11 protein-coding genes are annotated in these 21,985 nt (G+C 41.7%); 10 read left to right on the top strand and 1 reads right to left on the bottom strand.

The annotated features are described in order from the left end of the window. Positions 1-75 precede the first annotated feature (75 nt). Complete coding sequence (locus GJB62_RS22845; protein ID WP_114081669.1) at positions 76-2,418, bottom strand: glycoside hydrolase family 31 protein; 2,343 nt, start codon at positions 2,416-2,418, stop codon at positions 76-78. A gap of 461 nt (positions 2,419-2,879) precedes the next feature. On the opposite strand from GJB62_RS22845, the gene GJB62_RS22840 reads away from it, so the two are divergent. The 10 genes from GJB62_RS22840 to GJB62_RS22795 all read left to right on the top strand — a co-directional run bounded on the left by GJB62_RS22840 (position 2,880) and on the right by GJB62_RS22795 (position 21,914). Beyond that, a complete protein-coding gene (locus tag GJB62_RS22840; protein ID WP_114081670.1) occupies positions 2,880-3,791 on the top strand; it encodes a cation diffusion facilitator family transporter in 912 nt (303 codons plus the stop codon). 981 nt (positions 3,792-4,772) lie between these two features. Continuing rightward, a complete protein-coding gene (locus GJB62_RS22835; RefSeq protein ID WP_114081671.1) occupies positions 4,773-5,165 on the top strand; it encodes a hypothetical protein in 393 nt (130 codons plus the stop codon). Between the two features lie 34 nt (positions 5,166-5,199). Then, the gene (locus GJB62_RS22830; protein ID WP_159402551.1) at positions 5,200-5,463 is read left to right on the top strand and encodes a hypothetical protein; all 264 of its coding nucleotides are present in this window, start codon (positions 5,200-5,202) and stop codon (positions 5,461-5,463) included. Between the two features lie 61 nt (positions 5,464-5,524). Then, positions 5,525-7,663 carry a patatin-like phospholipase family protein gene (locus tag GJB62_RS22825; protein ID WP_114081672.1) on the top strand — a complete coding sequence of 713 codons (2,139 nt, stop codon included), beginning with the start codon at positions 5,525-5,527 and terminating at the stop codon, positions 7,661-7,663. Between the two features lie 222 nt (positions 7,664-7,885). Next, positions 7,886-8,977 (top strand): 3-isopropylmalate dehydrogenase, encoded by a 1,092-nt coding sequence (leuB, locus tag GJB62_RS22820; RefSeq protein WP_114081673.1) that lies wholly within the window; start codon positions 7,886-7,888, stop codon positions 8,975-8,977. Beyond that, positions 8,961-10,670, top strand: coding sequence for an aconitase/3-isopropylmalate dehydratase large subunit family protein (locus GJB62_RS22815; RefSeq protein ID WP_114081674.1), 1,710 nt, complete (start codon positions 8,961-8,963; stop codon positions 10,668-10,670). The genes leuB and GJB62_RS22815 overlap by 17 nt, the downstream gene beginning before the upstream one ends. Before the next feature lie 185 nt (positions 10,671-10,855). After that, positions 10,856-11,248: a hypothetical protein gene (locus GJB62_RS22810; RefSeq protein WP_114081675.1), complete on the top strand. Its 393-nt coding sequence runs from the start codon at positions 10,856-10,858 to the stop codon at positions 11,246-11,248. 377 nt (positions 11,249-11,625) lie between these two features. Then, on the top strand, positions 11,626-18,177 hold the full coding sequence (locus tag GJB62_RS22805) for a non-ribosomal peptide synthetase (RefSeq protein WP_114081676.1): 6,552 nt from the start codon (positions 11,626-11,628) through the stop codon (positions 18,175-18,177). Positions 18,178-18,260: 83 nt separating this feature from the next. After that, positions 18,261-21,491, top strand: a complete 3,231-nt coding sequence (locus GJB62_RS22800) for a non-ribosomal peptide synthetase (RefSeq protein WP_114081677.1) — start codon at positions 18,261-18,263, stop codon at positions 21,489-21,491. Between the two features lie 42 nt (positions 21,492-21,533). Then, positions 21,534-21,914, top strand: a complete 381-nt coding sequence (locus GJB62_RS22795; RefSeq protein WP_114081678.1) for a nuclear transport factor 2 family protein — start codon at positions 21,534-21,536, stop codon at positions 21,912-21,914. The last annotated feature ends 71 nt before the right edge of the window (positions 21,915-21,985 follow it).

Here is a 21,985-nt window from a genome sequence, read left to right as displayed (position 1 = left end):
TTCTTTGAGTAATACCATTTCACGAATATTACTGAATTCTAAATGCAAACTTCCGAATCAATTTTATGGAGCTGCTTAAGTAGAAAATTCCAACCGATGTGCAGTACCATTATCTAAAAAACTCTGTTCACCAACGCCGACTAATTCCACAATGGTTTCACGTGTTATAGGTGAGAACTCACCTTCTCTGGCTGAAATCTCAACAATGGTTGTTTGCTGCTCGGAATAAACATGGTAAGTTGTGGTGCAAAAGGCTCCTGTTTTGTACTCAAAAGTATGACCATCATCTTCATAAAGGGTAAACTCACCAACACCCTTCCAAATCCGCAGTCTCATTTGATTTATGGGATGTTCATCTACATATTGCATTACTGGTGCGATCGCAATAATGGAGCCAGCACGAACATATAACGGCATTTTCTCCAGTGGTGCATAAGCAAGAATGTGAGCTGGCCCTGTAAATTCCTCTCCACTCCACCAATCGTACCAACAACCTTCAGGCAAGTACACAGCACGATGTTCAACGCCTGGACGGTAAATAGGTGCTGCTAGTAACGAGGGGCCAAGCATTACTTGATCGGCAAGAGAAAAGGTTTTTGGGTCATTGGGGAAATCATACAGAAGTGGGCGAAGAATTGGTGCGCCAGTAGTTGCAGCTAACCAAAAAAGACTGTAAATATAAGGTAGTAGTTGATAACGGAGGTCAATATACTCGCGGCAAATTTTTTCGATGCGATCGCCAAATACCCAAGGCTCATGCTGTGCAGTAGTTAATGCAGAATGCCCACGCATCAAGGGGTAAAGCATTCCTAGTTGCATCCAACGCGCATATAGTTCAGCCGTAGCATTCCCCGCAAACCCCCCAATATCACTACCAACAAAGGGAATGCCCGATAGACCCAGGTTACAAAGCATTGGTATGGACATTTCCAAGTGTTCCCACAGAGATTGATTGTCTCCTGTCCAGATAGCTGACCAGCGTTGAATGCCGGCATATCCAGAGCGTGTCAATATAAAAGAGCGTTCAGTCGGACGAGATATTTTCGCTCCTTGATAAGATGCCTGTGCCATCATTAGCCCATAAAGATTGTGAACTTCTTTGTGGGTGGTTATTTCCTCAATTGGCCCCTGTGGTGCATCAAGGGGAAAGGAAATTTTGTTACCAGGGTCGCCGAATGGACGGTCATCCAGTGCGGGTTCATTCATATCGTTCCAGATGCCGGCAACACCAATATCAGTTAAACTTTTTTGCCAATTTCCCCACCAATCTCTAACTTCAGGACGTAGGTAATCAGGAAAGACGGCCTTGTCTGGCCAAACATAGCCGTGGAACAATTGACCATTAGTTTTTCGGATGAAATAGTTGTTTTTTAATCCCTCGTCAAAGACTTTGTAATCTGCTTCTGGCTCGTATTTGACTCCCGGATCAACAATCGTCACTACTTTAAATCCATCTTGTTTGAGATTTTGGATTAATTTTTGAGGGTCAGCAAATCGCTTGGGACTCCAGGTAAAAACCCTATAGCTATTCATATAGTCAATATCTAAATGAATAACATCACAGGGAATGCGACGCTGACGAAATTCATCAGCTAGTTTGCCTACTATATCTTGTGACTCGTAACTCCAGCGACATTGGTGATAACCTAATGACCATCGAGGTGGCAAAGGCATCCGTCCAGTTAACTGCGTATAAGTCTGGATAATTTTCGCAGGTTCAGGCCCATAAATAATGTAGTAATCTAGTTCACTCCCTTGAGTTTCCATCTGCCAGACTCCAGGCTGCTGTGCGCCCAGATCAAATCGGCTCCAATAAGTAGTATTAAAAAAAAGTCCGTATCCCAATCCAGGACGCAAGGCGATGAAAAAGGGAATTGCCTGATACATACTGTCTGTCATGATGCCGTAATCGATCGCATCTGATGCCCAGTTGGTTCTCACTTTTGATCGCTGATCTAGTAAACCAGTTGGTTCACCAAAACCATAGAAATGTTCGTCAGATTCAATCCGTTTCCACCCAGCAACCTCCCCTGCCCGCCACCCCATCCCTAAATCTGTATCTTGTGCAAAAGGCTGTCCTGCTGAGTCAAAGCACTGGATACGACACGGATTGCGGGACACGACAATAGACAATTGCTCAGTTTCAATTTCTATAGTCTCTGGTTTTTCCCGCACTTCAAACGGCACAGTAGGCCATTCTTCATCCGCAAGTGTCACTGCCCACGATCGCCTAGAGAGAAATTCACCACTTGGGGCCATCCGTACCCGAATTAAGTTTGGTGCTAGCACACTAACTATTAGACAGGGGTCGCCGCACAGCAATAGGATATGGCGCTCATTCTGTTGTATTGCTTGTACTGCTCCAAGGATTGACCAAGGCGCTTCAGTTGTGTGCAGTTGTCCAAAGTATTGTGGCATAATTTCTGATTTTAAGATAACTATTTTACCCAATTGAGATTCACATAAACTACTACTCAAAAGCGTGTATCTTTAGGCATAGCGTATATTGAACTTTATTTATCACTGTCCTAGTAGTCTGCCAAGGAAACTTTGCATGGTGGTTAGCAGAGGAGCAGAGGGGCAGAGGGGAAAGAACTTGTATAAGCCTCTCCTCTGCTCCCCTGCTCCCCTGCTCCTCTGCCGACTTCCACCCAACAATTTTGGGTTGGCGAACTACTAGGCAATCAAAGCCGTGCTTTGGAGCCAAAAGTAGTAATATCTGCGATCGCAGATATTATCCCTTCAAGAGCGATCGCTTTCTATGCCCCACGATTACCCGTTTCTATGTGAATACGAAATTCTGATCAAAATCTCAAGGTGGATGAAGCTATGAGCTAAATTTGTTACTGTTGGCTAAAAATTACAATTGAGTAAATTTGATGAGTGTTCGAACAGTACGCTCCTACGCTTTCCTATCAATTGGGGCAGCAGTTGTTACTATTGCTTTGAAGTTTGGGGCTTATCTGCTAACCGGATCGATAGGGTTGCTTTCCGATGCAATTGAATCGTGTGTGAATCTGGCGGCAGCATTGATAGCACTGTGGGCAGTAACTTATGCTGCCAAACCAGCCGATGCAGAACACACCTTTGGGCATTCTAAAGCGGAATATTTTTCCAGTGGAGCAGAAGGTGCATTGATTATAGTTGCAGCAATCAGTATTGGAGTTGAAGCCTGGGGAAGATTACTGCACCCAGAAGCGATCGCTCAAGTGGGATTGGGTTTGGCTCTATCGATGTTGGCAACAGCAGTCAATGGAGGAGTTGCTTTTGTCTTGCTAAAAGCGGGACGACGTTTGCGTTCGATTACACTGCGAGCTGATGCTCACCACCTATTTACTGATGTCTGGACTTCGGGTGGTGTGATAGTGGGAATCTTTTTAGTTCAGGTAACAGGCTGGCTAGTACTTGACCCAATCATCGCTTTGTTGGTAGCAGTCAATATTGTCTGGACAGGATTTAGTTTGCTACGAGAAAGCTTTTTTGGATTACTGGATACTGCCTTGCCTATTGAAGAAATAGAGACAATCCGGGTTATTCTCAGTAAATATGAACGCCAAGGTATCCAGTTCCATGCAATGCGTTCTCGGATTGCTGGAACACGTCGGTTTATTTCCTTTCATGTTTTAGTACCTGGAGTATGGACAGTGCAGCAAGGACATGATTTATGCGAAGCAATTGAGTTGAGCATCATTCAAGCATTGCCAAAAAGCAGCATCACAACTCATCTGGAACCATTAGAAGACCCTGTATCTTGGGACGATCAGGAATTGGAGCGGACTAGTAACCAATGACATGAATCACTTGCAAGTACTGTTCAAGAGGTTAAATAATAGGTGAAGCACCTTCTAAACACAAAACAGCCACCTCTGCCCCATTCAACGATCCAACATCAGCAGCATTTTTTGAATAAGTGTATGTATGAGGCGGTAGCCCCTAGAGACGAAAAAAAGCAAGTACCTCTGAAAATCTGCATAATTATTTACCTAATTACACAGAAGTTACAGTTAGTAACTTCTGTGTAATTAGCAATTTTAAAAATTTTAACTATTTCCTTAACTGTCTTAACTGTCTTAACTGTCCGCTTAACTGTCTTAACTGTCTTAATTGTCTGGTTAGCTATCTTAAGCATCCGCTTAACTATCTCCTTAACTGTCTTAACTGCTATTGCATTTTGTAGATAAAGCTGAGATGATTTGTAGGCTGAACTTCAGCCTGTTCTTTGAAATGCAGTTATTAAATTGAAAAATAATCTAATTTAATAAATTTATTGTAGAAATCTATCATAATGAAAGTTTTTTCCGATATTAAATAGTAGGAATAAACGGTAAATCTTATCTCATAAGCAATCCCTAATCTATCTCAAAAAACTATGGAGTTCACACCAATTAAAAATATAAAATACTTGTCATTAATGAAGTACAGTACCAGGAAAATTATACCAGCATAAATAGAAAAGCGAATACTAAAAATAATTTTTACTTTGTTAGATTTAATTGCTAATATTTAAACCGGAGGTGTTCTTACAATCAGACTAATAGAATTTTATTAACCTTAAATAAATCTCATACATTTCCGAGCGCCAAATTATAGTGTTTAAAATCTCCCCAAAAATATCTTTAGTATAGAAATGAGATATTTTACGAGCTATTATTTAAACACATAGTTACTTTAAAAAAGAATATATTATTCTCATGAAAATATTTTTCTGAATTAGATACTTAAGTCGTGTTTTCATCAGCATCCAAGTGTAAGGATTTTAGGTAATTATTATAATGGATGACATAGTTAAAAAACTTGCTGGTCTGGGTCTTCCTGGTGTAATACTCGTGATTCTAACGGTAACAACAGGGGGGAGTTCTGCTGCTGTTGCAGCTATTCTGACAGCCTTGGGAGGGCCGTTTGGCATCGTCGGAGGTATAGCCCTGCTAGGTCTAGTAACTGTGGTAGGAGATACTGTAACGGGATATGGAATTGAAGCCATTCTTAAAGGCATCTATACAGAACGTAGCAAAACTGAATCTGTGATATTTCTCTTCAAAGAAATTCAAGGTTTACCGATTACAGAGGAGCTAAAACTCAAACTGAAAAATCAACTTAGCGTAGCAATGATTACTGATACTAAAGAGGTTCGATATCTAAAAAAAATTGAAATCATCGAGAAATAGTTTTTATAAAACTGTACGTTGGTCAACCTAAATCTTGACCAATGTACAGCAAAATAATACTATTTTTCTCAAAGGGGACTTTAATAAGGATATAAAAGGAATTCGCACTCGAATTGTGAACAATCTGAGAGTAAATCCCGATTATTTGATTCCACTAGATAAAGAAATTATTCCTAAAACTGCAATTGGCAAAATTCAGCGATCGCAACTTAGCCAGCGCTTTAATGCAGGTGAGTTTAAAGCAATCATTAAACGGATTGATATATTACTGGGTAATGCCAATACTATTCCTGACTAGTTTTACCGTAAAGTATGAAAGCAAAATTACAAATTTATTTTTTTGTGGAGATTAAAATCTTGTGACAAACCAGATATATAGCCAATCAGTACTAACATTTGATGGTCAAGATGATTACATAGATTTTGGCAAAAACGATTTTGCTGGTGTTTTTGCTCAAGGAAGTTCAGCCTTTACGATTTCAGGATGGGTGAATCCTCACAAACTAACAGATAAAGCCACCACTTATGGAACGCGCAACGTTTTTTTCGCTCGTTCTTCAGATCGATATAGTGATAATTTTGAGTTTGGCATCAGTGAATCAGGGAACCTAGATGTATACATTGACGAGAATGTTGAAAAATTTATCAAACCCTTTGGTAATGGAGAATTAACTGTCGGACAATGGCACTTTTTTGCTATTGTTTTTAATAAGGGTCAAGTAAGTATATACCTTGACGAAAATGAGTACTTTGGCTACTTCACAGGTGACTCTTTAAACAAAGCAACGAGTTCTGTGACTCTGGGCGCGACTTTACACAACAACATATATTTCACCGGTCAATTAGCTAACATTAGCGTCTGGAATTACCCTTGTCCCCCAGTGGAAATCCAGAGGCATCGCTATCAGCCTTTAGTTGGCAATGAACAGGGATTAATCGCTTATTGGGCATTAAACGAAGGGCAAGGGACAAGTGTAAAAGACCAAACTGGAAATGGCCATGATGGAAAATTGCGTGGCGATCCCAGTTGGGATGTTGCACAACTTCCCTTTGGAATTACACAATCATCCAGCGAGAGTGAGACACAAGACCAGATAGCAAGTAGTCCTGATGGGGAACAACCAGAGGAAACTGTGGTAGTGGATGAGGAAAGCCAGTTGATTGCACAAGTTATCCCCACTGAAGTAACTGCGATCGCTGAAGATGATTTGCGGCAACTATCCGTTGAGGTTCCTCCGGTTGTAGAAACTGACATCCCCACAGAGAAAACAACGAAGGGAAAAAAAGGGGCAAAAAGACAGACCGAAAAATCTGCAAATATTCAAACTAACCAGCCAAAGGGACAGAAATCAGAAACAGCCCAAACAGTTGCAGTCAATATCCAACAACAGGAACAACCACAAACATTAACTCAGGAGCGATCGCCAAAAACTATGAATACTAAAGCCAATTCCAAATATAAAATCCTTGCCATTGACGGAGGCGGTATTCGGGGCATTATCCCCACCATGATCTTGGCAGAAATTGAAAAGCGGACACAAAAGCCGATTTTTAGTTTGTTCGATTTAATTTCTGGTACTTCTAGCGGCGGAATTCTGGCACTCGGATTAACTAAACCCCGATTAGATTTAGAGGCCACTGATACCTCACCCACCGCCCAATATAGTGCTGAGGATCTCCTGCAAATATATATTGAGTATGGGGCTGAGATATTTTACGAGCCATTCTGGGAAAAAGTACTCGGTCAAATAGAGGATATATTCGTTCAACCAAAATATTCTTCCGAAGGAAGAGAAGAAATTATTAAGCAATATTTTGGTGATAGTCCTCTAGAAAATAATCTCAAAGAAGTATTTGTAACTAGCTACGATATCGAGCAGCGAATTCCGATATTCTTTACTAACAAACTGGAAAAACAACAGACAGAATCGAAAAAGTTTCGTAAGTTATGTGCAGGTTTTACCCTCGCAGATGCGGCATTAGCAACTAGTGCAACTCCAACTTATTTCGCTCCCTATCGCGTTTCTAGCTCCCATAATACCAACGGATTTTATACTTTAGTCGATGGTGGAGTAGTTGCTAATAATCCAGCTAATTTGGCTATTTTAGAAGCACAAATCAGTAGACAAGAAACCAAACAAGCCCTGAATATAGAGGATATCTTATTAGTATCCTTGGGTACTGGTTCCTTGACCAGTGTCTACGCTTATGATGAAGTCAAACAATGGGGACTATTACAATGGGCAAAACCACTGTTAAATATTGTACTGGATGGTGGGAGCGAAGTAGTAGCTGGAGAATTAGAACGGTTATTTGAGGCTACTAATAAAGGGAGTAAAGCTTCTTATTATCGATTCCAAACATTCTTAAAAAGCGAACTTGAAGCAATAGATAATGCCAAACTAGAAAATGTCCGACAGTTACAAACTTTAGGTAGCATACTGATTCAAGAAAAAAGTCAACAAATCGATGAGTTGTGTAGTATTTTAACAAGCTAAATCTGAGAGGATGTTTTAAAAGTTGCCTTGGCGATATCAAAAGTTTTAGTTCCCTCTAAATCACTCGATAAATTGGGAAACTTTGATTCCAGTCTCCTGCCTTTTTAGGGGGATAGAGGGAATAAATTAAGTGTCTAAAATCACAGATAAACACTTTTAAAACAACCTTTGAGGCTTTCTGAGTAAGTATGTAAAACAACGAGGTATTGGAGTTGTGGCCAAATGGAGTCTTTAAGTAAAGCATCTTATCGAATTGTTGCCATTCCTGGAGAAGGGATTGGGCCAGAAGTAGTGGAAGCTTCCTTAAAAATTCTGCAACACGTTGCTAAAATTCAAGGATTTAGCTTACAGGTAGACTATGGTTGGCTCGGCGCAACTGCCTTTGAACAACTGGGTAGTTACTTCCCTCAAGCCACCGCCGAACTGTGCGATGGAGCCGATGGGATTGTATTTGGTGCAGTTAGTCAAGGCGGATTGCTGGAACTCCGAAAGCACTTCGACTTCTTTTGCAATCTTCGTCCAATCCTCAGCGTTAACAGTCTTGTGCATAAATCTAGTCTTCGACCAGAGAAAATTCAAGGACTTGATATTCTCATCGTTCGAGAACTAGTCAGTGGAATCTATTTTGGCCCATCTGGACGCTCTTGCGATGAACAAGGAAATTATGGATACCATACAATGCGCTATTACGATGAAGAGATTCGTCGAATTGCTCACAAAGCATTAGAAAAAGCGCAATCTCGCCGAGGATTACTAACCGTAGCTCATAAAGAAAACGCTTTACCTCATTTGCCTTGGACTCGTCTAGTTCAAGAAGAAGCTAGACAATTTCCCGGCGTTGTTGTTGAGCCAATGTTGGTAGATAACTTAGCCATGCAAATGGTTTTAAATCCCCAACGCTTTGATGTCATTTTGGCTGGTAATTTGTTTGGAGATATTCTCAGTGATATTGGCGGTGCATTAGTTGGTTCAATTGGCTTATTAGGATCGGCAAGTCTTAATGCTAATGGATTTGGTTTGTACGAGGCCATTCATGGTACGGCTCCAGATATTGCAGGCTTAGGAATTGCTAATCCTCTCGGAACCTTGGGAGCCTGTGTTTTAATGCTTCAGCAATGGGGAGAAGTGCAAGCTGCCCAACATATTATTGCAGCGCAAGACCGAATTTTAGCTAAGGGATACCGGACAGCTGATTTGTTTACCCAAGGAGAAGAAATTTTAGTTAACACTGCAACCTTAGTTGACCTTTTACTTGAAGAACTTTCAGTTGTGCAACATTCTCAATTAGGAGTGCTTCATGAGTCAAGAAAATAAAGTTTTACACCTTGGAGATGATATCAATACCGATGATATTATTCCTGCCAATCGAGCTACAAATGATGACTTAGATAGCTTAAAACATTATGCTTTAGAACATGTGATTGGAGCAGGTGAACTGCTAAAATATGATCTGATTGAAGCAGGAGAAAATTTCGGCTGTGGTTCCAGTCGAGAAATTGCTCCTATTGCCCTCCAAGCTGCTGGAATTACAAAGATTCGGGCGCGATCGTTCGCCGAAATTTTTTATCGTAATAGCATCAATATTGGACTTTCTCTAGAAATTTTAGGGGAGAAACAGGAGAATCCTGTCGTTGATGCGATCGCAGCAGCAGGTGGGTTAATGTCTTTTAATCAGCTGCGTCGTCAGGGTCAGATTACCATTCCTGGCAGCCTGACCCCGCCAAGACCCATGACTTTAGTAGAAAAACTTTTGGCCAAAGCCTCTAGAAATTCCTACGTCCAGCCTGGAGAAGTGGTTTTTGCTCAGGTCGATTTAGCATTATCCCATGATGCTGTAGCCGGGCCTGTAGCTAAAACATTCTATAAACAGTATGGAGAAGGAACAAAGTTATGGGACTCCCAAAAGGTAGTCTTAGTAGCAGATCACTTCATCCAAATCAACGACATCCGTGCTGATGACAAAGCATATCTGATGTACGAACAGATGATTGAATTTGCTAAATTCCAAGGATGCCACTTATTTGATGTGGTTTCCCCAGGTGAAGCAACAGGCATCTGTCACGTTTTACTCCCAGAAAAAGGGTTTGTCCGACCAGGGATGATAATTGCCGGTACAGATTCTCATACCTGCACATACGGGGCATTGGGAGCCTTTTCCACAGGGGTGGGAACAACAGATATGGCTAATATCTATGCCACAGGAGATATGTGGATTCGTGTTCCTCCAACCCTAGTATTTGAGTTATCTGGAACCTTACCTCCTAAAATCAGTGCCAAAGATATTATCCTGTTTATTTTGGGACAAATCGGCTGTGCTGGTGCTACCAGTAAAGTAATGGAGTTTAGAGGGTCAATCCTCACACAACTACCTTTTGATGAACGGTTGACTTTAGCCAATATGGCCGTGGAGTGTGGTGCAATCTGTGGGTTGATTGTTCCTGATGAAGTAACCCGTGAGTATCTAAAAAACCGAGTTTCAGAAGAATTTCAAGAGATTATCGGCGATGCTGATGCTGAGTACGAAAGGGTTTATCAATTTGACCTCAGCAGTTTAGAACCACAAGTTGCACGTCCCCCAAAACCAGATCAAGTAGTTGCCATTAGTCAGTTAGAAAACATTCCGATTACCAAAGCCTTTATTGGCTCTTGTACTGGAGGAAAACTCTATGACTTAGCTCAAGCAGCCGAAGTTTTAAACGGTCGCCAACTAGCAGACGGTGTAAACTTGTTTATTGTACCTGCAACCATTGAAATTAGAGAACAAGCTCAAGAATTGGGCTATCTCGACATTTTTGAACAAGCAGGGGCACAAATTCTCAAGACAGGTTGTGGGGCTTGTATCAATTCTGGATTTGGGGTTTTGGCGAAAGAAGAAACAGGTATTTATGCAACCAATCGCAATTTTAAAGGACGCAGTGGCGATCCAACGGGCAAAAATTATCTAGCCTCACCAAGAACAGTAGCTATCTCTGCTGTAAATGGAAAAATTAGCGATCGCTTTGATTAAAGACTGAGCTATCAGATGAGGTTGAATTAGAGATAAAACTCAAAGAATATTAACCCAATCTGAACGTGAATTACTCTTATTTAGCTTAGTCTAGGTTTTAAGAGAAGTTTCTTGATTTACAAAGACTCTATCCTCTTACCCTTAGTAATGTCTTAACCAAGAAAAAAGGATTTTAGGTAATTAAAATGGACGAAATCGCTAAAAAACTTGCTGGTCTGGGTCTTCCTGGGATAATTCTCGTGATTTTAACAGTTACATCAGCAGGTAGTAATGCTGCTATTGTTGCTGCCCTCACAGCAGTAGGAGGCCCATTTGGTATCGTTGGAGGTATAGGTTTACTTGGTCTAATTACGGTTCTAGGTGATACTGTCGCGGGATATGGAATTGAAGCTGTTCTCAAGGCTGTCTATACAGAACGGAGTAAAACCGAATCTGTAAGATATCTCCTGAAAGAAATTAAAGATTTACCCATTTCAGAGGAGCTAAAACTCAAACTGAAAAATCACCTTAGCCCAGAAACTGTTACTGAGGTGGAAGATGTTCAGCCTCCACAAACAATTGAAATTGTCGAGGAATAATTTCACGGTTAGATTCGGTAACATTTAAAATCAAATGGTACAACTCCTATTTGGGATTTTAGATTAGGGATTTGGGGTTATTAAAAGCTGACTGGATTTTGCTTTAAGATATCCTTTGGATTCTATTTAAAATCAGTATCAGTTAACCGATCGCACCAAATTTCTATGAGCAAAGAAAATGGCCTCTGAGTCTAATCTCACCGATTCAACCCTCAAAGGCCTATTTTTTGGGATATCTATGCAATAAATGTGTTACTTCGCAGAAGCCCAAAAATCGCTCTAAATGCTTGTGAAAAAAATAACTGTAAAGCCTGGGCAAACATATAGCAAAAAGTTACAAAAATAGGAAAATATTTACTTTCTGTACCAAATTCATTATGGAAGAAACTATCATTAACTCTATTCAAAATATTAATAATTTGTCTGCCTTAACTGAGCAGGAGCGACATAAAATATTGGTGGAATGGAATCATACAACGGTAGATTATCCAAAGCACTTATGTATACATCAGTTATTTGAAGCACAAGTAGAAAAAACTCCAGACAGCATCGCTGTTGTGTTCAAGGAGGAACAACTAACTTATCAAGAGTTGAACCACCAAGCCAACAAAATAGCACATTATCTACAAATTTGGGGTGTAAAACCAGAGATGTTGGTAGGGATTTGCGTTGAGCGATCGCTAGAAATGATTATAGGAATGTTGGGTATCCTCAAGGCGGGTGGAGCATACATTCCACTAGATCCAACGTATCCGAAAGAGCGTCTATCGTTTATGCTCTCAGATTCGCAAGTCCAAGTGGTGTTAACCCAAGACAAATTTGTTGAAGAATTAGCTGCAAGTGGGGCGAAGTTGATTTGTCTGGATACTGGTTGGGAATCTTTTCAGCGAGAGAGCAACGAGAATCTTAGTAGTGGGGTTGCACCAGAAAATCTGGCTTATGTAATTTATACATCAGGGTCAACAGGAACACCTAAAGGCGTGCTGATTCAGCATCAAGGCGTGTGTAATCTAATCCAGGCACAAATAAAACTGTTTGAAATACACCAAAACAGTCGTGTTCTTCAGTTTGCTTCTTTCAGCTTTGATGCTTCAGTTTGGGAAATTTTCATGGCTGTGTGTTCAGGAGGTAGCCTTTACATTGGCACTCAAGATTCCTTACGCCCAGGAACAGATTTAATTGAATTTTTGCGTGAGCAATCAATAACTCAGGTAACACTACCACCCACAGCACTAGCAGCGTTACCAAAAGAGGAATTGCCAAACTTGCAAACCCTCATCGTCGCCGGAGAAGCTTGTAATCCGAAGCTGATTGCTGAATGGTCAAAAGGACGGCGCTTTTTTAATGCTTACGGGCCAACAGAATCAACAGTCTGCGCCACAGTAGCAGAATATACTGGCGACACTCAACTGACAATTGGTCGAGCGATCGCTAATACACAAGTTTATATCCTCGACAACCATCAACAACCAGTTCCGATTGGTACTCCTGGAGAATTGTATATTGGTGGCGACGGCTTGGCTAGAGGCTATCTGAACCGCCCAGAGTTGACTAAGGAGAGATTCATCACCAATCCCTTCCAAAAAAGCAGAGGAGCAGGGGAGCAGGGGAGCAGGGGAGAGAAAGAAGACCAATCCTCAAATTCGGAACGTCTTTACAAGACTGGTGACTTAGCCCGCTTCTTACCAGATGGCAACATTGAGTTTTTGGGGCGAATCGACCATCAGGTGAAGATTCGCGGTTTTCGGATTGAACTGGGAGAAATTGAGGCGCTTTTGAGTCAACACCCAGATGTACAGCAAGCGGTGGTAATCAGCCGTGAAGACATCCCTGGTGATCAGCGTCTTGTCGCCTATATTGTCCCTAATCAAATTGATGTGAGCGTGACTACCCTCAAACGCTTTCTTCAAGAAAAACTGCCTAACTACATGGTGCCAGCAGTCTTTGTAATCCTAGACTCCTTGCCCCTTACTCCCAATGGTAAAGTTGATCGTCAAAATCTTCCAGCTGGCGATCGCTCACGCCCCGATCTCGAAGAAACCTTTATCGCACCTCGTAACTCCACTGAAGCAACACTCTTCAGCATCTGGGCTGAGTTACTGGGACTTGAGCAGATAGGAATCGATGACAATTTTTTCAATTTGGGTGGTCATTCCTTAATAGCAGCTCAGATGCTTTCCCGCATCCGCGAGGGTTTCCAAGTCGAGTTATTCTTTCACCACATTTTTGCCAATCCTACCATAGCGGGTCTAGCTGGGCTGATTGAACAGCACAGCCAACTCAAACAACAGTTGCAACGTCCTGCTATGCAGCCAATTTCACGGTCAGGATACTTGCCTGCATCCTTTGCTCAAGAGCGAGTATACTTCATCCAAGAAGTAGCACCTGAAAGTGCTGCCTATCAAGCTCAGGTAACTCTGCGATTCACCGGAAAACTAGATGTGTCTGCATTAGAGCAGTGCCTCAGTGAGATTGTCCGACGGCATGAAATCTTCCGCACAACTTTTCCGGCAATAGATGGACGGTTATTTCAAGTAATCCACCCAGCCTCACCACTTAAGTTAACAGTGGTAGACCTCCAGACATTTCCTGAGTTTGAGCAAGAAGCAGAAAGTCAGCGCCTATTTGACGCAGAGGTGCAAAAGCCCTTCTACTTAAATCAACTGCCGTTAGTTAGGTGGTTATTGTTGAAGTTGAGCGACCAAAACCATCTTTTGATCCACATCGAACATCACATGGTTCATGATGGCTGGTCTTTCAACAATGTGTTCTTGAATGAGTTCCTGGAACTTTATCAAGCCTTCTGTTTGGGAAACCCTTCTCCACTACCAGAATTAACATTCCAGTTTGGAGATTATGCTCATTGGCAGCGAGAGTGGGTTAAAAGCCAGGAAGCCGAAGCTCAATTAGCTTATTGGCAGCAACAGTTATCCGGCAGTCCGCCCCTGTTGGAATTACCATCAGACCGCCCGCGACCAGCAGAACAAACTTACAACGGCGCTCAAGTCAGGGTAGAGTTGCCCATTAGCTTGTGTGAATCTTTGAGAGTTTTGAGCCGTCAAGAGGGAATCACCTTATTCATGACGACGCTAGCAGCTTTTTTAGTAATATTGCACCGATACACCAGACAGGACGATCTCTGTGTGGGGACAGCTGTTGCCAATCGGCGGATGCGCGAGACAGAACAATTAATTGGCATGATCGTCAATAATTTGGTTTTACGCACCGATTTGTCTGGAAATCCCACGTTTCGGGAGTTACTAGATCGAGTCCGCCAAGTCAGTCTAGAAGCTTTTGCTAACGAAGATTTACCCTTCGATAAAGTCGTGGAGGTTCTGAAACCAATACGCAACCTTAGTTATAATCCCCTGTTTCAAGTGATGTTCAGCTTCCATGATTCTCCTCGTCCAGACTTAACTCTCCCAGAGTTGAACATCACCACGAATGTAGCCCTCAGCAACAAATCAACAAAGTTTGATCTTGATGTCGTTCTGATCCCGCAACATGGTAGGGATAAGGGAATTAGTGTTATTTGGGAATACAACACCGATTTATTCGACGCTGCCACAATCCAACAGATGGCAGAGCAGTATCAAACTTTACTAGTGGGAATTGTTGATAACCCAGAGCAGCGAGTTTCTGAATTACCACTGTTAACGCAGACTCAGCAGCAATTACTGGTGGAGTGGAATCAGACTCACAGAGATTATCCGTCTCAGCAATGTGTCCATGATTTATTTGCGGCTCAGGTAGAGTTAACGCCCGACGCTGTAGCTATTCAACAAGAAGGTCAACAGTTAACTTACCGCGAATTGAGCGATCGCGCCAATCAACTAGCCCACCATCTGCAAAGTTTGGGAGTCAAACCAGAAACCTTAGTCGGTATCTGCGTTGAGCGTTCCCCAGAGATGATTATCGCCTTACTTGGCATTCTCAAAGCTGGGGGTGCATACATTCCTCTTGACCCTGCCTATCCCGAAGAGCGACTGGCTGATATTCTCGAAGATACACAACTAAGTATTCTGCTGACTCAAGAAAGATTCCAGGGCAAAGTACCAAATTATGCCGGAAAAACCATCTGTTTAGATAGAGATTGGGAAATAATTGCTCAACACAGTACAGCCAATCCGATTACTAACGTTCAACTCCATAACCTCGCATATATTATTTACACCTCTGGTTCCACAGGTAAACCCAAAGGGGTGATGATTGAACAGCGATCGCTAATAAATTTTGTCATCACTGCCACTCATGAATATGGAATTAATGCGGGCGATAATATTCTGCAATTTGCGTCAATCTGTTTTGATACATCTATTGAAGAAATCCTACCTTGTCTTTTAGTCGGTGCAACATTAGTGCTGCGAACCGAACAGATGTTGCACTCCAGCGATGAATTTTGGCGGTGTTGCCGAGAATGGCAGTTAACTGTTTTGGATCTTCCCACAGCGTACTGGCATCAATTAGTCGCAGAACTTACCCCTGAAGACTCCCGAATTCCCGAAAGTATCAGAATAGTGATTATTGGTGGGGAAGAAGTTCAACTCGAAAAAGTGAAGCACTGGCACAGTAGTGTTGCTCACTTCTGGCATCCACCCCAATTACTTAATAGTTATGGACCAACAGAAGCAACGGTTATAGCCACCTTAGATTGCTTAACCCCATCAGCATCCTCTGTTAGCATTGGACGACCGATTAAAAATGTTCAGGTTTATGTCCTGGATAAATATCTGCAACCTGTCCCTATAGGAGTTCCCGGAGAACTGCATATTGGCGGAGCCGGATTAGCTAGAGGCTATTGGCAACGGACTGAACTTACCGCAGAGAAATTTATCCAAAATGCAAAATTGGATCGCCTCTACAAAACAGGAGATTTAGCACGATTTCGCGCAGATGGCAATCTAGAATATCTTGGTCGAATTGACGATCAGGTGAAAATTCGCGGCTTCCGCATTGAGTTGGGAGAAATTGAAACGGTTCTGAGACAACACCCACAGGTGTTTCAAACTGTGGTCATTGCTCGTGAAGACATTCCGGGACAAAAGCGGCTTGTAGCTTATGTTGTACCGCACGAGCCGCAACCAACCACTGATGAACTGCGCCATTTCCTAAAAGCAAAGTTGCCTAATTATATGGTTCCTTCAGCTTTCGTGCAGCTAGAGACGCTGCCGATGACTCCGAACCGCAAGATAGACTACCGCTCCCTACCAGCACCCGATCTCTCTCGTGGCGCAGAAGATAACTTTGTTGCACCCCAAACCCCTACAGAAGAGAGATTAGCAGCAATTTGGTCGGAAATCTTAAGACTAAAACAAGTCGGCATCCACGATAACTTCTTTGAATTGGGCGGCGACTCCATTCTCAGCATTCAGGTAATTTCAAGAGCTAATCAAGCGGGTATCCAAATTGCCCCTAAACAGCTATTTCAGTACCAAACCATTGCTGAATTAGCTGCTGTGGCAGGCATGACTCGCTCTGTCAAAGCCGAACAAGGATTAGTAACTGGCAAGGTGGCGCTAACACCTATCCAACACTGGTTTTTTGAGCAGAAATTGCCCGAATCTGATTACTTTAACCAGTCAGCCATGCTGGAAGTGCCGCCAGATTTGCAACCAGAGCTATTGCAGCAAGTTGTACAAGAATTGTTATTGCATCACGATGCTTTGCGTCTGCGATTTGTACAAGAAGGGGAAAACTGGCAGCAGTTTAACGCCCCTACTCTAGAAGCTGTGCCATTTAGCGTCATCAATTTATCGCACCTATCGGCAGAAGAACAACAAACAGTAATGAAAGCGGCAGATGCTGAACTCCAAGCTAGTTTGAATCTATCGACTGGGGCGATCGCACGAGTAGTACTGTTTAGGTTGGGCAACGATCAACCTGGTCGGTTACTGTTCATCATCCATCATTTAGTAGTAGATGGCATTTCGTGGCGGATTTTGCTTGAAGACTTGGCTATGGCTTACCAGCAAATCAGCCGTGGTGAAGCCATTAAATTACCAGCTAAAACAACTTCTTTTAAATATTGGAGCGATCGCCTCACAGAATACGCCCAATCAGAGGCAGTCACAGAGTTGGATTACTGGCTAAGTCAATCTAGTATTCAAGTTACAGCTTTACCAGTAGACTATCCTTCCGATAAAGAAAATAACACTGTAGCCTCAACTGCGTCTGTGTCACTTTCTTTAACTGAAGAACAGACCCGCGCCCTTTTGCAGGATGTACCCTCTGCCTACAACACTCAAATTAATGATGTGCTGTTGACTGCCCTAGTGCAAAGCTTTGCCCAATGGACGGGAGAACGTTCTCTGCTTGTTGATTTAGAGGGACATGGACGAGAAGACTTGTTTGAGGATGTGGATTTGTCGCGGACTGTAGGTTGGTTTACTACTTTATTCCCCGTTCATTTACAGCTAGAAGAAATTGACCATCCAGGAGAGGTTTTAAAGTTAGTTAAAGAACAACTGCGGCGCATCCCCAACCGAGGAATAGGCTATGGCGTGTTGCGATATTTGCACCCGGATGACACAATTCGCACGAAACTACAAAGTTTCCCCCAAGCACAAGTAAGTTTTAACTACCTTGGTCAATTCGATCAAGTGCTTAAGGCTTCTACCGCCTTGGGTTTGGCTCAAGAATTCAAAGCTGAACAGAGTTTACTTAATCAGCGCAGCCACCTGTTAGGGGTAAGCGGATTCATTCGTGCAGGAAGGCTAGAGATGACTTGGGCTTACAGCGAGAAAATTTATAAACGAGACACTATTGAGGGTTTGGCCTTTGGATTTATGGAGGCATTGCGATCGCTCATTACCCACTGTCAATCCCCTGATGCGATCGGTAATACACCTTCAGACTTCTCAGCAGCCAGACTCAGCCAAAAACAGCTTGACAAATTTATGACCAAAATCAAAAAAAATAAAACGAAGTAGTCATTTGTCATTTGTCATTGGTCATTAGTCAAGAATCATTTTTTATTTTCCCCATTCCCCAGTCCCCACTCAAAGGTATTTTCATGAACAATATCGAAGACCTTTATGAACTTTCGCCCATGCAGCAGGGGATGCTGTTTCATACCCTTTATGCGCCAGAATCGGAAGTTTATTTTGAGCAGTTGCTTTGTATCCTCCAAGGAAAATTAAATTTTCCTGCCTTCCAGCAAGCTTGGGAACAGGTTGTTACACGACACCCAATTTTACGCAGTTCCTTTTATTGGGAGGAGATAGAAAAGCCCTTGCAAATGGTTAGTAAGCAAGTGAATCTCCCGTGGGAGGAATTGGACTGGCGGCATTTTACACCTGATGAACAACAAGAGCATTTAGAGAATTTTTTGAAATGCGATCGCCAAAAAGGATTTGAACTAGATGTTGCCCCTCTGATGCGCTTCACCATCATCCAGCTAGAGGACTATACTTACCAATTTATTTGGAGTCATCATCATATCCTCTTTGATGGTTGGTCGATGCAGATTATTCTCAAAGAAGTTTTAGCTTTCTATGAAGCACATCAGCAAGGCGAACATTTACGCCTCCAACACGTTCGCCCCTATCGAGAATATATTCAGTGGTTACAGCAACAGGATATTGATCAAGCAAAGAATTTTTGGCAAAAAACTCTCCAGGGGTTTGAAGTTCCTACACCTTTAATAGGAAATAGGGGACAGGGAACAGGGAACAGGGGACTAGGAATATATAATGAGCAACGTTTTCAATTATCCCAAACGGTAACTGAAAAATTGCAATGTGCGGCGCGACAGCATCATTTAACTTTGAATAATTTGGTGCAGGGAGCATGGGCGTTACTAATTTCCCGCTACAAAGGGGAAAGCGATGTGGTCTTTGGTGCAACTGTATCTGGTCGTCCACCAACGCTTGTGGGAGTGGATTCGATGGTGGGGCTATTAATCAATACCCTCCCTATACGGGTACAAATTACACCAAAAGCAGAATTATTACCCTGGCTCAAGCAATTACAAAGTCAAGCATTTGAACAGGAACAGTATGCTTATTATTCACTGGCAGAAATTCAGCGTTTGAGTGATGTTCCCCCAGGAATGCCTCTGTTCGAGAGCCTTTTAGTATTTGAAAATTATCCGCTAGATTCTGCTGAACAGGAAACCAAAAAAACTTTAGAAATTAGTCATCTTCGTTGTTTTGAACGCACTAATTATCCGTTAACAGTGGTGATTAATCCTGAATCACAATTGTCTGGAAGGATTGTCTATGATATTGGTCGTTTTGAGCTAGAGACAATTGAGCGGATGATTGGACATTTCCAAACATTGCTATCAGGGATGGGAGCCAATTTACAACAAGATATTTGCCAATTATCCCTGCTTGGTACAGCCGAAGAGGAAAAGATAATTCTACAAGAGAATAATAAAAATATAGATTCTATTCAATACAAATGTATTCATATTTTATTTGAAGAACAGGTAGAAAAAACTCCTGATGCAGTCGCACTTATATACGAAAAGCAACATTTAACTTATCGGGAGTTGAATAACCGCGGCAATCAATTAGCCCATTATTTAAAAGGGCTGGGAGTTAAACCAGAAATACGGGTGGGAATTTGTGTAGAGCGATCGCTAGAAATGGTAATCGGAATACTTGCTATTCTCAAAGCGGGTGGGGCTTACGTTCCGTTAGATTCCGCTTATCCTTCCGAAAGACTGGCGTTCATGCTAGAAGATGTACAAACGCCCATCTTACTAACACAAACTAATTTACAAAATAGACTTCCACTCAATAATCAAACCGTAGTTAATCTTGACTCAGATTGGGAAATAATCGCTCAACAGAAAGAAGACAATTTGCTCAATGAAGTTAATCCAGAAAACTTAGCTTATATCATTTATACCTCTGGCACGACGGGAACACCAAAGGGAACGGAAGTTACTTATCGTAGCATTATTGGTTTTATGTTTGGGGTTGATTATATTCACCTTGATGCAGAACAGATTTGGCTACAACATTCATCAATTTCTTGGGATGCACTAACCTTAGAACTTTGGCCGCCATTGCTTTACGGTGGGCGTTGTGTACTTTATCCAGATAAAATTCCCACACCAGAAAGCTTAAGCCAGATTATTCAAGAACAAAAAGTTAACACCTTATTTCTGACTACAGCCTTATTCAATCTTATGATTGAGACAATGCCGCAAGGATTGTCAGGCGTAAAACAACTACTGTTTGGGGGAGAATCCGTTTCTGTAACTCATGTTCGTCGCGCCTTAGAACTATTGCCAGGAACGCAATTAATTCATGGGTATGGCCCTTCGGAATGTACAGTTTTTACTTGTTGTTACCCGATTCCTAAACAACTGGCTGAAGATGTGAATTCAATTCCCATTGGAAAGCCCATCGGTGACAGGATAGTTTACTTACTAGATGGGGATTTACACAGAGTTCCGATTGGCATTCCTGGAGAACTTTATGTGGGTGGGGCGAGCGTTGCTAGAGGTTACTTAAATCAACCAACATTAACTAGTGAAAAATTTATTCCTAATCCTTTTATTAAGGGAGATACGCTTTACAAAAGCGGAGATTTAGCACGCCGTCTCCCTGATGGAAACCTGGAATTTGTCGGTCGAATTGATACACAAGTTAAAATTCGCGGCTTTCGCATTGAATTAGGAGAAATTGCGGCATTTTTAAATCAGCATCCTGACATAAAGCAAGTTGTTGTTATTGTGCGAGAAGATGAACCTGGTAATAAGTATTTAGTAGCTTATCTTGTCACCAAAGATAATCAACCAACGCCTAGTACACTGCGAAACTTTCTCAAGCATAAGCTACCTGATTACATGATTCCCGCCGCCTTCGTATTTCTAGAGGCATTCCCTTTAACACCTAATAGTAAAATAAATTACAGTGCTTTGCCCGCACCAGATACTTCCCAAAGAAATCTAGAGGTTAATTTCGTTCCTCCTCGCACGCCTACTGAACAAGAATTAACCAAAATTTGGGCTGAAATCCTCAAAATAAAACAGATAGGAATTAACGATAATTTTTTCGACTTAGGGGGACATTCTTTACTCGCTACCCAAGCCATTTCTCGATTAAGAGAAGCCTTCTCTCTAGATTTTCCTCTCCGTTATCTGTTTGAAAACCCGACCATTGCTGAACTTGCCCAAAAAGTAATTGCTCAACAGATTGAACAAGCAGAAAATGATGCTATAGCAAAAATTTTAGGAGAAGTTGATCAGTTATCAGAGGCAGAAGTAACGCAGCAATTACTTTTTTAATAATTAGATATAGCAATTTGATGATACCAAAGGACTAAAAAGATGAATCAGTCTATTAGCTTATCAAATATTACCGCTAAAAAGGAATTAATCATTACTTTGTTTTGTGCTGTTGATTCTTCTGATTGGGATTTATTATTGAAATGTTTCGACAAAAATATTATTTATGAACGTCCAGGTTATCAGCCTTTTATAGGACTTGAAAAACTACTCAGTTTTTATAAGAATGATAGAATTATTGCGGATGGTAAACATAAAATTGAGCATATTGTAATTGAAAATAATCATGGTGTTTGTTGGGGGCAATTTATTGGGATACATAAAAATAGCTCTCCCATTAATGAACGTTTTGCGGATGTATACTCTTTTGAGAATGGTAAGTTTAAAAGTCGAATAACTCACTTTTTTAGACCAGCAGTCTAAGTTATATCCAACAGTCTATATAGCAACTTTTCAAAGTCTATCTCTGTATCTCTGTAGTTCAATTAAACAAC

Origin of the sequence: Nostoc sp. ATCC 53789, assembly GCF_009873495.1 — a bacterium.
GTDB classification, from domain to species: Bacteria; Cyanobacteriota; Cyanobacteriia; order Cyanobacteriales; family Nostocaceae; genus Nostoc; species Nostoc muscorum_A.
Note: the sequence above shows the minus strand (reverse complement) of the source record. Positions and strands in the feature narration are given on the sequence as shown.